The organism is Nesterenkonia aerolata (genome assembly GCF_031470965.1).
Lineage (GTDB): Bacteria > Actinomycetota > Actinomycetes > Actinomycetales > Micrococcaceae > Nesterenkonia > Nesterenkonia aerolata.
The window spans coordinates 38,109-51,245 of the sequence record NZ_JAVKGR010000006.1 but is presented as its reverse complement, the minus strand read 5'-3'; the positions used below and the strand labels follow the sequence as shown (position 1 = coordinate 51,245).

At 67.1% G+C, this 13,137-nt stretch carries 10 protein-coding genes; 5 read left to right on the top strand and 5 right to left on the bottom strand.

What is annotated here, in order from left to right:
• Position 1 precedes the first annotated feature (1 nt).
• From RIL96_RS06790 to RIL96_RS06780, 3 genes are all read right to left on the bottom strand, one after another.
• A complete protein-coding gene (locus tag RIL96_RS06790) occupies positions 2-313 on the bottom strand; it encodes a hypothetical protein (RefSeq protein ID WP_310548256.1) in 312 nt (103 codons plus the stop codon).
• 10 nt (positions 314-323) lie between these two features.
• Entirely contained in the window at positions 324-2,549 is a 2,226-nt protein-coding gene (gene purD / locus RIL96_RS06785) for a phosphoribosylamine--glycine ligase (RefSeq protein WP_310548255.1), read from the bottom strand.
• 123 nt (positions 2,550-2,672) lie between these two features.
• The gene (locus tag RIL96_RS06780) at positions 2,673-3,815 is read right to left on the bottom strand and encodes an ABC transporter ATP-binding protein (protein ID WP_310548254.1); all 1,143 of its coding nucleotides are present in this window, start codon (positions 3,813-3,815) and stop codon (positions 2,673-2,675) included.
• A 367-nt stretch (positions 3,816-4,182) separates the two neighbouring features.
• Here RIL96_RS06780 and RIL96_RS06775 point away from each other — a divergent pair, with 367 nt between their 5' ends.
• The 5 genes from RIL96_RS06775 to RIL96_RS06755 all read left to right on the top strand — a co-directional run bounded on the left by RIL96_RS06775 (position 4,183) and on the right by RIL96_RS06755 (position 9,186).
• Positions 4,183-5,205: a carbohydrate ABC transporter permease gene (locus RIL96_RS06775; RefSeq protein WP_310548253.1), complete on the top strand. Its 1,023-nt coding sequence runs from the start codon at positions 4,183-4,185 to the stop codon at positions 5,203-5,205.
• Positions 5,202-6,086 carry a carbohydrate ABC transporter permease gene (locus RIL96_RS06770; RefSeq protein ID WP_310548252.1) on the top strand — a complete coding sequence of 295 codons (885 nt, stop codon included), beginning with the start codon at positions 5,202-5,204 and terminating at the stop codon, positions 6,084-6,086. The genes RIL96_RS06775 and RIL96_RS06770 overlap by 4 nt, the downstream gene beginning before the upstream one ends.
• Before the next feature lie 53 nt (positions 6,087-6,139).
• Complete coding sequence (locus RIL96_RS06765; protein WP_310548251.1) at positions 6,140-7,489, top strand: ABC transporter substrate-binding protein; 1,350 nt, start codon at positions 6,140-6,142, stop codon at positions 7,487-7,489.
• Between the two features lie 260 nt (positions 7,490-7,749).
• The gene (locus RIL96_RS06760) at positions 7,750-8,781 is read left to right on the top strand and encodes an asparaginase (protein WP_310548250.1); all 1,032 of its coding nucleotides are present in this window, start codon (positions 7,750-7,752) and stop codon (positions 8,779-8,781) included.
• Positions 8,782-8,805: 24 nt separating this feature from the next.
• Positions 8,806-9,186: a sterol carrier family protein gene (locus RIL96_RS06755; RefSeq protein WP_310548249.1), complete on the top strand. Its 381-nt coding sequence runs from the start codon at positions 8,806-8,808 to the stop codon at positions 9,184-9,186.
• A gap of 229 nt (positions 9,187-9,415) precedes the next feature.
• Here the strand turns inward: RIL96_RS06755 and RIL96_RS06750 are convergent, their stop codons facing one another.
• Both RIL96_RS06750 and RIL96_RS06745 read right to left on the bottom strand, forming a co-directional pair.
• Positions 9,416-11,305 carry an ABC transporter ATP-binding protein gene (locus RIL96_RS06750; RefSeq protein WP_310548248.1) on the bottom strand — a complete coding sequence of 630 codons (1,890 nt, stop codon included), beginning with the start codon at positions 11,303-11,305 and terminating at the stop codon, positions 9,416-9,418.
• Complete coding sequence (locus RIL96_RS06745) at positions 11,302-13,122, bottom strand: ABC transporter ATP-binding protein (RefSeq protein ID WP_310548247.1); 1,821 nt, start codon at positions 13,120-13,122, stop codon at positions 11,302-11,304. Before RIL96_RS06745 ends, RIL96_RS06750 begins: the two co-directional genes overlap by 4 nt.
• Between the last annotated feature and the right edge of the window lie 15 nt (positions 13,123-13,137).

Below are 13,137 nucleotides of genomic sequence, written 5' to 3'. Positions count from 1 at the left end.
CTCAGCGGTCCTCTCCGTCGTCGTCACGCGGTGCGGCGGACTCCACCCGGCGTGCGGTGACCTCGCGCCCGCGTCCGCGGGAGCGGCGCTCCAGCAGCAGCCACACCACGGCGCCGATCGTGACCCCGGGCAGGGAGAGCACGAAGGTCAGGTACCCGATGGAGGCTGCGATCGAATAGTCCTCCGACCGGCCGGTGCTGAAGACCACGATCGCCGAGACCACGAAGGCCAGGACGATCCCGGCCACAAGGAACGGGACGAGCTTAGGCACCGGGCGCACGGTCACCCGACGGGTCGCTTCGGGGGAGGACATGGACTCCAGTCTACTGCGTGGCGCCGGTGGCCGTGGCGGGGAGACGGCGGCCGGTCAGGCGCTGGTAGGCATCCAGATAGCGCTCGCGGGTGGCCTCCACGACTTCGGCAGGCAGCGGGGGAGGGGCGACGTCGGCGGACCGGGACCACCCGGACTCCGGGGAGGTCAGCCAATCACGGACGAACTGCTTGTCGAAGGAGGGCTGAGGGCGGCCCGGCTCCCACTGCTCGGCCGGCCAGAACCGGGAGGAATCAGGAGTCAGGACTTCATCAGCGAGGACCAGGGAGCCCTCAGCATCCAGGCCGAACTCGAGTTTGGTGTCGGCGAGGATCACCCCCGCCTCACGGCAGAGCCCCTCCGCCAGGGTGTAGACCCGCAGCGTGGCCTCGCGCAGCGCCTGCGCCCGCTCGGCCCCCACCCGGGTGCTCAGCTCCGCGAAGCTGATGTTCTCATCGTGACCCCCCTGGGCGGCCTTCGACGAAGGGGTGAAGATCGGCTCATCCAGCCGGGAGCCGTCGCGCAGCCCCTCGGGCAGTCGGATGCCCGTCACTGTGCCGTGTGCGGTGTACTCGGCGAGCCCGGAGCCGGTCAGATAGCCGCGGGCGATGCATTCGGCCTCCACCATCTCCAGGTTGCGGCAGATGACGGCGCGCCCGGCCACCGGCTCCGGTACCTCAGTGGAGATGATGTGGTGGGGGATCCCGGCGGCGGCGAGCTTCTCGAACCACCACAGGCTCAGCTGGGTGAGCACCCGTCCCTTATCCGGGATCGGGGTGGTCAGCACGTGGTCGTAGGCACTGATCCGATCCGTGGCGACCATCAGCACCACATCGTCGCCGTCCCAGGCGGAACCCGGCGCCGGGCGGTAGAGCTCACGCACCTTCCCCGAAGCCAGGTGTTCCCAGCCCGGCAGCTGGGCGGCGACGTGGATGCGCCCGGCCACCGCGGCGGCGGCGATATCGGTACGATGCTGGGCCCCGTCGAAGGTGATCCGGTTCACCCCCGCATAGGCGCGGTCAGTGGCCTGCGCCAGGGTGGCCCCGGTGCCGACCACCGCGAGCACCCGGCCCCCCGCGGTGACGATCTCATCGTCCTCTTTGGCCGGATTCGCCAGGGCGGTCCCGGCGTGGAGCACGGAGACGCCGTCGAGGGACTCAGCAGCATCGAGACCGGTGATGAGGTCACCCTTGCGCGGCGAATCGGGATAGTCCTTGGCCGCCATCACCACGTCGACGGCGTACCCTTGCGACCACTCCAGCTGCCGGTCCGCTCCCAGGCGCCCGGTAGCACAGTCGAAGAGCAGGGTCCCCAGCCCCGTGGCGAGGCGCTGGAGCACCGCCTGGGTCTCCGGGTCCCCGAAGCGAGCGTTGAACTCGACCACACGCACCCCGCGGGAGGTGACCGCCAGGCCGCAGTACAGTACCCCGACGAATGGGGTGCCGCGGCGGGCCATCTCCCTCAGTGCGGGCGCGGCGACGCGGTCCACCACGGTCTGGGTGAAGTCGCGGGTGACCCCGTCCTCGTGGGTCTCGGTGTAGCCGGTCAGCCAGTCTAGGGGAGTGTAGGCCCCCATGCCGCCGGTGTTGGGACCCTCATCGCCGTCGAAGATGCGTTTGAAGTCCTGAGCCGGGCTCAGCGGGACCAGGTTCTCCCCGTCGGCGAGGACGAAGAGGGAGACCTCAGGGCCGTCGAGGAACTCCTCGATGACCACAGTGCCGCCAGCGGCGAAGCAGGCCTGAGCGTGGGCGAGGGCGGCCTCGCGATCTGCGGTGACGACCACACCCTTGCCGGCGGCGAGCCCGTCATCCTTCACCACATAGGGGGCGCCGAAACGGTCCAGTGCTGCGGCAGCGGCCTCGGGGTCTGCGGCGTGGACTGCGCCCGCCGTGGGGACGCCGGCGGCCTCCATGACCTCCTTGGCGAATGCCTTGGAGGACTCCAGGCGCGCGGCCTCGCGGGAGGGGCCGAAGACGGGCACCCCGGCCTCGCGCACGGCGTCGGCGACCCCGGCCGCAAGCGGGGCCTCGGGGCCGATGACCACCAGGTCATAGCCCTGCTCCCGGACGAGTGCGACCACTGACTTGGGGTTCTGCGCCTCGACCTGCCTGCAGGTGACTTCCCGCGCGATCCCGGCGTTGCCTGGGGCCGCTTCGACGCGGGTGACGGACTCATCGCGCAGCAGGGCGCGGATCACAGCGTGCTCTCGGCCCCCGGGGCCCACCACAAGTACCTTCACGGTGTCAGACTACCGGGATCCCGCAGGCTGGTGGCGTTCAGCTATGGATGTGGTTCGAGCTGTCCATATGAGACAGTCCGAACCATATGCGTAGCTGAGTGGATCGCACTTCGCGGTATCGGCTCAGTCCTCAGCGTCCTGCAGCGCCTCGACGTCAGACAGCGCAGCATGCGGGGTCCCCTCGGGGATCTCCCCGTTGAGCCGCAGCCCGGTCTCGGCGTCGAAGAGATGGATGTGCTCCATCATCGGAGAGACCCGGACCCGATCCCCCTTCTGCGGAGGCCGCCGCCCGCCGACGCGGACCACCAGGTCCTGCCCGTGGCTGAGGTGCTGCGGTGTGCCGAAGATATGCGCATCAGCACCGAGCTCCTCGGTGAGCTCGACCTCCATCTCCAGGCCGTGGTCGGTCATCTCGATGTCCTCTGGGCGCACTCCGAGCACCACAGCGTCGCTGCTGGCCCGCTGCAGCGCTTCGGCCGGCGCATCGAACCGCTCATCACCGAGGAAGATCCCGCTGCCGTCATGCCGGACGCGGAAGAGGTTCATCGCCGGAGAACCGATGAACCCGGCGACGAAGAGGTTGGCCGGCTGCTCGTACAGCCGACGCGGTGTGGCCACCTGCTGCAGGACACCGTCTTTGAGTACGCAGACCCGATCCCCCATGGTCATGGCCTCGACCTGATCGTGGGTGACATAGACCGTGGTCACCCCAAGCCGACGAGTCAGCGCGGCGATCTGAGTCCTGGTCTGGACGCGGAGTTTCGCGTCGAGGTTCGACAGCGGCTCATCCATCAGGAACACCTGCGGAGAGCGCACGATCGCTCGTCCCATCGCCACGCGCTGGCGCTGTCCACCGGAGAGTGCCTTGGGCTTGCGGTCCAAGAACGGCTCAAGATCCAGCAGTTTGGCCGCCTCGCGCACCCGCGCTCGCCGTTCCTCTTTCGGTGTGCCCGCGATCTTCAGCGCAAAACCCATATTCGCCTCCACCGACATATGAGGGTAGAGGGCGTAGTTCTGGAACACCATGGCGATGTCGCGCTCCTTGGGTGAGAGGTGCGAGACGTCGTGGTCGCCGATGAGGATGCGCCCTGCGTCGATGTCCTCAAGGCCGGCGAGCATGCGTAGGGCTGTGGACTTGCCGCACCCTGAGGGGCCGACCAGCACGAGGAACTCGCCGTCTTCGATCTCCAGGTGCAGCCCGTCGATCGCCGGTCGTGCTCCTGAGGTGTAGACACGGGTTGCACTGTCGTAGGTCACAGAAGCCATGACTCGGCTGTCCTTCCGGAGCGGGGTGCGGGAAAAGGCCGCCGGCGGTGCAGAGGATTCGCCCGTGGCGCGGCACAGTCCACTAAGATACCTCCGTTGCATCTTGCCGAAAGAGATCCTCAGGTGAACACCTGGATAACAGCCATACATTCCTTGTGTGAGTCGGGATAGATAGAGGCTGTGTAACAGCTCATCATCGTGAGGATAATCACGGCTCATTTACTCGATCATTCTCTGTAGTGCGCACTCTGTTCACCCGCTGGGCACATCCCGGATGCTTCGGCGGTGTTGTCTGTGGAGGTCGCGGACGCTGCCCGACGCCAGTGCGTCGGCGAGCGTGAACACAGGCATCAGTGAGGGGTGGGAGATGACGAGGGCTACAACTGAGTCCCGCAGCGGGCAGGGCGGATCTCCCACTGAGTCCTCTGACTCTTCGGCCCTAGCTGGTTCCTCGACCACGGCAAACCACCAGCCTTCGGAGCAGGTGCCGAACCGGAACCGGTCTGCGGCCCGCCGAGCCGCCGCGCGTCGATGGTCGCTGTTCATCGCCTTCGCCGGTCCCAATATCGCCCTGATCTTGGCGTTCATCTACTACCCGCTGCTGTCCAATATGTACTACTCCACATTGGACTGGCGCCTGGGATCACGGACCGCCACCCAGATCGGGGCGCAGAACTACCTCGACTTCTTCACCTCCGACGACGGCCTCGAAGTCTGGCGCGTGACGTTGATCTTCACCGCAGCCACAGTCCTCGGGTCGATGGTCCTGGGGTTGCTGATCGCGCTGGTGCTCAATAAGAAGATCCCCGGACGTACCGTGGCACGTACCGCGGTCTTCTCGCCGTATGTGCTCTCCGGCGTGGGTGTGGCGTTGGTCTGGATCTTCATCTTCGACCCGGTGCGCGGTGTGCTCAGCCTGGCGCTGGGGCGCTTCGGCATCGATTCTCCCCAGTGGTTCAACAACCCGGACTGGTCGCTGGTCATGGTGATCCTGGTCTACGTCTGGAAGAACCTGGGATATTGCGCCGTCGTGTTCCTCGCAGGACTCCAGTCGATTCCGAAGGATCTTCTGGAAGCCGCCACGATCGATAAAGCCGGAAGCATCAGGAGATTCTTCTCCATCATCCTCCCGCTTCTCTCACCGACAGTGTTCTTCCTCTTCGTCACGAACATCATCTTCTCGATGACGAATGCCTTCGACATCCTGCGAGTCATGACTCCCACCGGAAGTGGCACCAACACCATCATTTTTGAGATATACCTGCAGTCCTTCGGGCAATATCAGCGCGCCGGCTACTCTGCGGCCATTGCTGTGGTGCTCTTCCTCACGCTGTTCCTGATCACCGTCGTCCAGATGCGATTCGTGGAGAAGAAGGTGCACTACTCATGAGCGCAGCACAGCAGACCGGTACACCACGTGCACGCCGGAAGGGACCCTTCAGCCCACAGAACCTGGCAGACACGGTGCTGACCGGCTACCTGCCGATCCTGCTGGCGCTGCTGATCATCGTGCTGCCGCTGCTGTGGATGGTCCTGTCCTCCTTCAAGCCCCCGCAGGAGATCCTCACCACCTCTCCCACGTTGCTGCCGCAGGAGCCGACGGCGGAGAGCTACGCCAATGTGGCATCCACGGTGCCGCTGATGACAGTGCTGGGCAACAGCGTCATCGTCACCGGCATCGGGTCATTCATCAAAGTGCTGCTGGCCATCACCACGGCCTACGCGCTGGTCTTCATCCGGGTGCCCGGCGCGAACATCATCTTCATCGGGATCCTGGTCGCGCTGATGGTGCCCCCGGAGGTCTCCATGCTGCCCAACTACCTGACGATCTCCTCGTTGGGCGGACGAGACACGCTCTGGGGGATCATCCTGCCCGGCCTGGGGACCGCGTTCGGGACCTTCCTGCTGCGCCAACAGTTCAAGTCGCTGCCCAAGGAGCTCATCGAGGCCGCCGACATCGACGGTGCCAGCCACTGGCGCAAACTGTGGACCATCATCGTGCCCGTCTCGGCCCCAGCGATCGCCACAGTGGCGCTGGTGACAGTGGTCAACGAATGGAACAACTTCCTCTGGCCGCTGATCATCATCGACAGCCCCTCGAAGATGACCCTTCCCGTCGGACTGAACATGCTCAACTCCGTAGAGACCCAGGCCGCCGGGTACGGCAACCTCATGGCCGGGGCTGTGCTGGTGATCGTGCCGATGCTCATCATCTTCGCCGCGCTGCAGCGCTATATCGTCGCCGGGCTGACCCAGGGCGCGGTCAAGTGACTGCCCCAGTTCCGACCCCTCACTGATCACCCACCTGATAAGGAGTACGAGGTATGACACCCGCCATCCGCACCTCCGCCCCCACTCGCCGCCGGACTGCCGGCATGACGGCGATCGCCGGTCTCAGCGCCGCCGTCCTCATGCTCACGGCCTGCGGCCCGGACACCTCCGGGGAGGAGGTCGAAACGGAGGCCGCCGAGTTCGACGACGTCGAGCCCGCGGACTCGATCACCTTCTGGACCAACCACCCGGGTGATTCGCATGAGATCGAGGCTGAGCTGATCGAACGCTTCACCGAGGAGACCGGGATCGAGGTCGACGTCGTCACCGCCGGCGCGAACTACGAGGAGGTCTCTCAGCGCTTCCAGACCGCCCAGGGCAGCGGTGACGTCGGCGATGTGGTGATCCTCTCCGACGCCACGTGGTTCCCCAACTACCTCAACGACTCCCTGGCACCGGTCGACGGGGCCCTGGAGGCCGCCGAGATCGATACCGACGGCTACCACGAGGCGCTTTACGCAGACTATGAGTACGAGGATGCCCACTACGGGGCCCCGTACGCGCGCTCGACGCCCATCTTCTACTACAACAAGGACCACTTCGCCGAGGCCGGGCTCGACGATGAAGCGCCCGAGACCTGGGAGGACGTCGCAGCCAACGGTGAGGCGATCATGGACGAGGACGTGACGAACGCCGGCTTCGTCTTCCCCGCCGAGGACGAATATCCCGGGTGGACGATGGCCAACTTGGTGTGGGCCTATGGCGGTTCCTGGTCCGATGAATGGGACTTCTCTCCGGTCTCCTCGGACGAATCCGTGGAGGCTCTGGAGTTCGCTCAGGATGCCACCGACGAGTGGGCGATGGTCTCCTCCGGTGACCCGGCCGACGACTTCGTCTCCGGTGCGGCCAGCCAGATGGTCGGTTCGACGGGGTCGCTTGCCGCGGTCCTGGAGTCCTCGGACTTCGAGGTCGGTGTCGGCTACCTTCCCGGCGGTCCGGCTGGTGAGGGTGAGACGCCGACCGGTGGGGCCGGTATGGCGATCTCGGCAGAGTCAGAGCCTGAGGAGCAGCTCGCCGCGGCGATGTTCATCGGTTTCATGACCAGCGCCGAGGCCACCGCCGACTTCTCGGAGGCGGTCGGCTACATGCCGGTGCATCAGGACGCGGATATGTCTGAACTCTATGAGGAAACCCCGGAGTTCGAGGTGGCGGTGGAACAGCTGGGGAATGCACGGGTGCAGGACAACGCTCGAGTGTTCATGCCCGGCGGAGACCTGACCCTGTCACAGTCTCTGCACAGCATCCTGACCTCTGACGTTGACGTGGCAGAGGAGATGGAGGCGCTGGAGGAGGAGTTCCAGAGCCTCTATGACTCGGACCTCAAGAGCGAGGTCGAGGACTGAGGGCGAGGAGCCACCTCACGTCACCTTCTCGGTGCCGGATCGCTAGGATTCCGTGGGCTGGTGGCGTTCAGCTATGGATGTGGTTCGGGCTGACTTATAGGGACAGCCCGAACCACATCCATAGCTGAGTGGATCGCACTTCGCGCTACCGATGATGTCTCCATCGCTTTCCACCACGGCTGTCCAGTGTTCGGTCCCGTCGGTGCTGAGCAGATGTGACATCGCCACGGTAGGGGGCTGAGTCCCCATAGACTGGGGGTATGAGTGCTGATCGCCCCGGACACACTGTGCACACTGCCGCCGCCTCGGACTCTGCGGAGCTGGCCTGGGTGACTCGTGCCGGGGTGGTCGAGTCACGGCACATCGGTTCGATGGTCATGGTCGCCCCTGATGGCAGCGTGCTGGAGGCATTCGGTGCGCCGGAACGGACGATCTTCCCGCGTTCCACGCTCAAACCTTTCCAGGCCATCGCGTCACTGCGCGCCGGCGCCCTGATCTCGCCGGAGGCGGTGGCATTGGCCTGCGGCTCGCACATCGGCACTCCGCGGCACCAGGAGGTCGCCGCCTCGGTGCTCGCAGCTGAGAAGCTCGACCCCTCCTACCTGAAGTGTCCGGCGGCCTATCCGCAGCGGGAGAAGGACATGGTCGAGCACGTCGCCGCGGGCAGGGAGAAGACCCGCCTGGCGTTCAACTGCTCTGGCAAGCACGCCGCGTTCCTCGCCGCGACCCGTACCCAGGGCTGGCGGCTGGCCACCTACGCCGAACAGCACCACCCGCTGCAGCGCACTGTGCTGCAGGTCATCGAGGAATACTGCGAGGAGACTCCTCAGGTCGTCGGTGTCGACGGCTGCGGCGCCCCTGCTCCCGCGGTGAGCCTCACCGGCTTGGCCCGCGGGTTCTCCAAGATCGCCTCGGCCACCTCCCGCCGCGACGCCGAGGTCCACGCCTTCACCGTCAACCAGGCGATGCTCGATTACGCCTGGGCCGTGCACGGCCGGGGCGAGGCGAACACTGTCGTCATGGAGGACCTCGGTGTGCTGGCCAAGCTCGGAGCCGAGGGGGTGCTGCTCCTCGGTGCCCAGGACGGCACCACCGTGGCGGTCAAGATCCTCGACGGCTCGGGCCGCGCGGCAAACCTCGTCGCGCTGAGTCTGCTGGCCGCCCGTGGGGTCATCGATGTGGAGGATCTTGCTCCGGTGCTGAAGAAGATCGTCCACCCGATCACCGGTGGAGCCGAGGGCGCCCAGGTCGGCTCGCTGCGCCTAGCCCAAGACCTGCTGGACCGGCTGTAACCCCAGGTAACGGGAGAGGCACTGATGGCTCGACGACGCATCACCCCTGCTGATGGCCGCGCCGCCGTCGAGGCGTGGGCCGGGGCTGACCAGCCTGACCGTCGCACCACAGCCACAGCGGTGCGGTTCCTATTGGAGGAGCTGGCTGAGCGTGCTCCCGGGAATTCTGTGGAGGTGCGGGTGCCACCGTTCGGGGTGACTCAGTGTGTGGAGGGGCCCGCGCATACTCGAGGGACCCCACCGAATGTGGTGGAGCTGGCTCCGGTGGTGTGGCTGGACCTGGCCACGGGTCACCAGCAGTGGCAGGAGGCGCTCGCCGCGGGGAACATCTCAGCCTCGGGCGTGCGCGCTGATCTCAGCGATCACCTGCCTCTGATGAGGGTCGAAGCCGCCGAGGGTCCGTGAAGGCTGATCGCCGTGCACGCGGTGGGGAATCGGGGGCGCTTTTTCAGTCACGCGCAGGGGTCTGTAGGGCCTGTTCAGGCCCCGGCGGTGACTGAAAAGTGGATCTCGATCTGCGGGGACAGCTTGAGCGGTCGATCTGCACGGGCGGTCCGTCGCGGTGATCTGCGCAGGCGGTCTTGACGGCCGGGATGCCCGGTACCGCCCTGAGCCAGAGGCCGAGGAGGCAGCCTCAGCCGCGCATCGTCTCCTCCCACGCCCGGTGCAGCCGGGCGTAGTACCCCTCACCGGCGGCAAGCTCCTGAGGAGAGCCGTCTTCGATGATCCGGCCGTCATCGACCACCAGGACCCGGTCGGCCACCGCCACGGTGGAGAGCCGGTGGGCGATGATCAGCGCAGTCCGTGATCCCAGCAGTCGCTGCAGCCCCTGCTGGACCAGCTGCTCGCTGGGCATGTCCAGCGAGGAGGTGGCCTCGTCCAGGATCAGCACTGTGGGATCGGCCAGGAACGCGCGGGCGAAGGACACCAGCTGCCGCTGCCCGGCAGAGAGCCTTCCCCCGCGCTTATTCACATCGGTGTCATAGCCCTCGGGCAGAGCTTCGATGAACCGATCTGCGCCGACCGCCCGAGCGGCGGCGGCGATATCCTCCGCTGAGGCGTCCGGGCGCCCCAGGGCGATGTTCTCGGCGATCGTGCCGGAGAACAGGAACGCCTCCTGGGTGACCATCGCGATATGCCGGTTCCGGTCCACCTGGGAGAGCTCGCGCAGGTCCACACCGTCCAGGCGGATGGCCCCGTCCGTGACATCATAGAACCGGGCCAGCAGCTTCACCAGGGTCGATTTCCCCGCCCCGGTACGGCCCACCACCGCCACCGTCTGCCCGGAAGGGATATGCAGATCCGTGCGGTGCAGCACCTCAGGAGAATCCGGGGTGTAGCGGAAGGTGACGCCGTCGAGATCCACGCGCCCGGTGCTCTGCGGCAGCGGCGTCGGCGCGGCCGGCTCGCGCACGCCGGGTTCCTCCTCCAGCAGCCCGGAGACCTTCTCCAGCGCGGCGGTGGCCGATTGCAGCGCGTTGTAGAACATGGCCATCATCTCCAGCGGCTGGAACACTCGACGGGTCGCCAGCACCAGCGCCACCAGCACACCGACCTCCAGCGCGCCGTCCAGCACCCGGAAGCCACCCCAGATCAGCACCGCCACCATGGTGATATTGCCGATGGCCAGCAGCGCCGGCTGCAGCACCCCGAACAGGCTCACCGAGGCCACGGTGTCACGCCGATAGTCCTCGGTCAGCCGACGGTACTGGGCCGCACGCGAATGCTCGCGCCGGAAGGCCTGCACCGCCCGGATGCCGGTCATCGTCTCCACGAAGTGCACGATCATCCGTGCCGAGGAGATCCGCGTCCGCCGGTAGGCGACCTCGGAACGGCGTTGATACCAGCGCACCACCATCGCGATGGGCACGGCCGCCACGACCAGCAGCAGCCCCGAGCGCCAGTCCAGGATGACGATGGACGCGGCCGTGAAGGACATGAACATCAGCCCCGAGACCAGCGAGTTCACCCCCTGATCGAGGAGCTCGCGCAGTGATTCCAGATCCGAGGTCTGCCGGGAGATCACCCGCCCGGAGGTGTAGTCCTCATGGAACTCCAGGCTCAGTCGCTGGGTCTTGCGGAACACCCGACGGCGCAGGGTGTAGAGCATCTGCTGCGAGACCTCCGCCGTGGTACGGGTATACACCCAGGTCAGCACCCCGGCAGCCAGCGCGCAGACGATGTAGGTCAGCCCGGGCAGCCAGAGCCCGGAGGCGTCGCCGTCGGTGGCCCGCGGAAGCCCCCAGTCGATGGCCCAGGCGATGACCAGGGGAGTGGCGGCCTGCGCGGCCTGGGCGATGGTGACGCACAGCGCGGTGATGAGCAGCTTCAGCCGCACCCCGCGGGAGAGCTCGACGAGCAGCCGCCAGGACCGCCGCCGGATGAACTGCCGCTCCGGCTTGTCCAGATCGACCTGGTCCTCTCCGGCGGTGCCGCGCAGATGCGCGAACCTGTCTTCGGCATCGGGGACCCGGCCCTCGGCGCCACCGGTGCCATCGGTGCCTCCGCTGTTCAGCGGCGTCATACCCGCTCACCTCCCCACAGGCTCTCGGCCGCGGGTTCCGGGCTCATCACCGCACGGTAGGTCTCGCTGCGTGCCAGCAGCTCAGCATGGGTGCCGACGTCGACGATGCGCCCCCGGTGGAGCATCGCCACCCGATCGGCCAGCGCCACCGTGGAGGGCCGATGCGCGACCAGCAACGTGGTCGTCTCAGCCAGCGCCTCGCGCAGCTGTGCAGTGACACGCTCTTCCGTGCGCACGTCCAGGGCCGAGAGCGGATCGTCGAGCAGCAGCACGGAGGGTTTCGCCGCGATCGCCCGGGCCAGCGCAAGCCGCTGCCGCTGCCCCCCGGACAGGCTCAACCCCTCCTCGCCCACTGCAGTCTCCGCCCCCTGCGGCAGCTCGGCGACGAACTCCGCATCGGCGATCCCCAGCGCCTCAGCCAGCAGGGTGTCGTAGCGGGAGGTCTCGTCATCGTCCGGAAGGTCCCCCGCTGAACCCTCTGCCTCCCTGAGGATATGCCGGGGATCCTCGGACTCACGGCCCCAGCCGGTCCCCAGCAGCACATTCTCCCGGACCGAGGCCGAGAAGAGCGTGGGATCTTCGAAGGCCACCGCCACCCGAGAACGCAGATCGGCGAGGTCGAACTGGCGCACGTCCACACCGTCGACCCGCACCGCTCCGGAGGTGACGTCGTAGAGCCGCGGCACCAGGTTCAGCAGCGTCGACGTCCCGCCCCCTGTCTCCGAGACCAGCGCCAGCGTCTCTCCCGGCTCCACGGTGAGGCTCAGCCCGGTGAACAGCGGTGCGGCCTCCTCCGAGCTCTCCGGAAAACGGAAGACGACGTCGTCGAACTCCACCCGGCCCTGTTCCGGGGCGGTCTGCGGGTCCGCCGGGGAGACGATCTCCGGGGTCAGATCGACGACGTCGATATGCCGGTCGATGGCGGTCTTGGTCACGAATGTCATACCCAGCAGCATGCCCAGCCCTTCAAGCGGCCCCTTCAGCACTGCCGCCGTGGCGAAGAACGCCGCCAGCGCCCCCACACTGAGCCCGCCGCCGACGGCCACCTGGTGCAGCCCCACCAGCAGGCAGAGGCCCAGTGCCAGTTCCGGCAGTCCGATCATGATCAGCTGGAAACGCGCCAGCGTGTGCGCCTTGGCGATCTCCCGGCCGCGCAGCGACTGCGCCTGCCCGAGGAAGGACCCCAGGGCGTGGTCCTCCCGGCCGAAGGCCTTGAGCACCCGGATCCCATGGACGGCCTCCTCCACGGCAGTGGCGACCTCACCGGCCTGATCCTGCGCCGAGCGGGAGAGCCGCATGTACTCGCGGCGGAACCGCGGCCCGGCGACCAGCAGCGGCACTGCGGCGACGAGGAAGATCAGCGTCAGCAGCGGGGAGAGCGAGAGCATCAGACCGAAGCCGACGAGCAGCGAGGCCGCCGAGGTCACCAGCATCACCGAACCGAAGGCGAACCACCGGCGGATGCCGTTGAGGTCGCTCACCGCACGGGACTGCAGCTGCCCCGCGCCCCAGGCGGCGTGGAACGCAGCCGGGAGCTCCTGCAGCACATCGAAGAGCCGGTTGCGCATCGCGGTCTCGGCCCCCGAGGCCGGCGGCAGGATGAAGAATCTGCGCAGATAGATCAGACCGGCCTGGGCGAGTCCGAGCACCAGCATCACCCCGCCGGCCAGCCACACCGCTGAGGTGACGGCGTCGGCATCGAGCAGCTCATCGACCAGCAGCTGCAGCACCTGCGGGATGACCAGGGCGACGACGGCGGCGAGCACCGCGCTGATGAGACCGGCAGTCCACCGCAGCCGGATCCCCTGCAGATACACGTCCAGCCGCCCCAG

Excerpts from the sequence above, each read along its gene's own strand:
- RIL96_RS06790 (WP_310548256.1), bottom strand. The coding sequence starts at position 313 with ATGTCCTCCCCCGAAGCGACCCGTCGGGTGACCGTGCGCCCGGTGCCT.
- RIL96_RS06780 (WP_310548254.1), bottom strand. The coding sequence starts at position 3,815 with ATGGCTTCTGTGACCTACGACAGTGCAACCCGTGTCTACACCTCAGGA.
- RIL96_RS06775 (WP_310548253.1), top strand. The coding sequence starts at position 4,183 with ATGACGAGGGCTACAACTGAGTCCCGCAGCGGGCAGGGCGGATCTCCC.
- RIL96_RS06770 (WP_310548252.1), top strand. The coding sequence starts at position 5,202 with ATGAGCGCAGCACAGCAGACCGGTACACCACGTGCACGCCGGAAGGGA.
- RIL96_RS06765 (WP_310548251.1), top strand. The coding sequence starts at position 6,140 with ATGACACCCGCCATCCGCACCTCCGCCCCCACTCGCCGCCGGACTGCC.
- RIL96_RS06760 (WP_310548250.1), top strand. The coding sequence starts at position 7,750 with ATGAGTGCTGATCGCCCCGGACACACTGTGCACACTGCCGCCGCCTCG.
- RIL96_RS06755 (WP_310548249.1), top strand. The coding sequence starts at position 8,806 with ATGGCTCGACGACGCATCACCCCTGCTGATGGCCGCGCCGCCGTCGAG.
- RIL96_RS06750 (WP_310548248.1), bottom strand. The coding sequence starts at position 11,305 with ATGACGCCGCTGAACAGCGGAGGCACCGATGGCACCGGTGGCGCCGAG.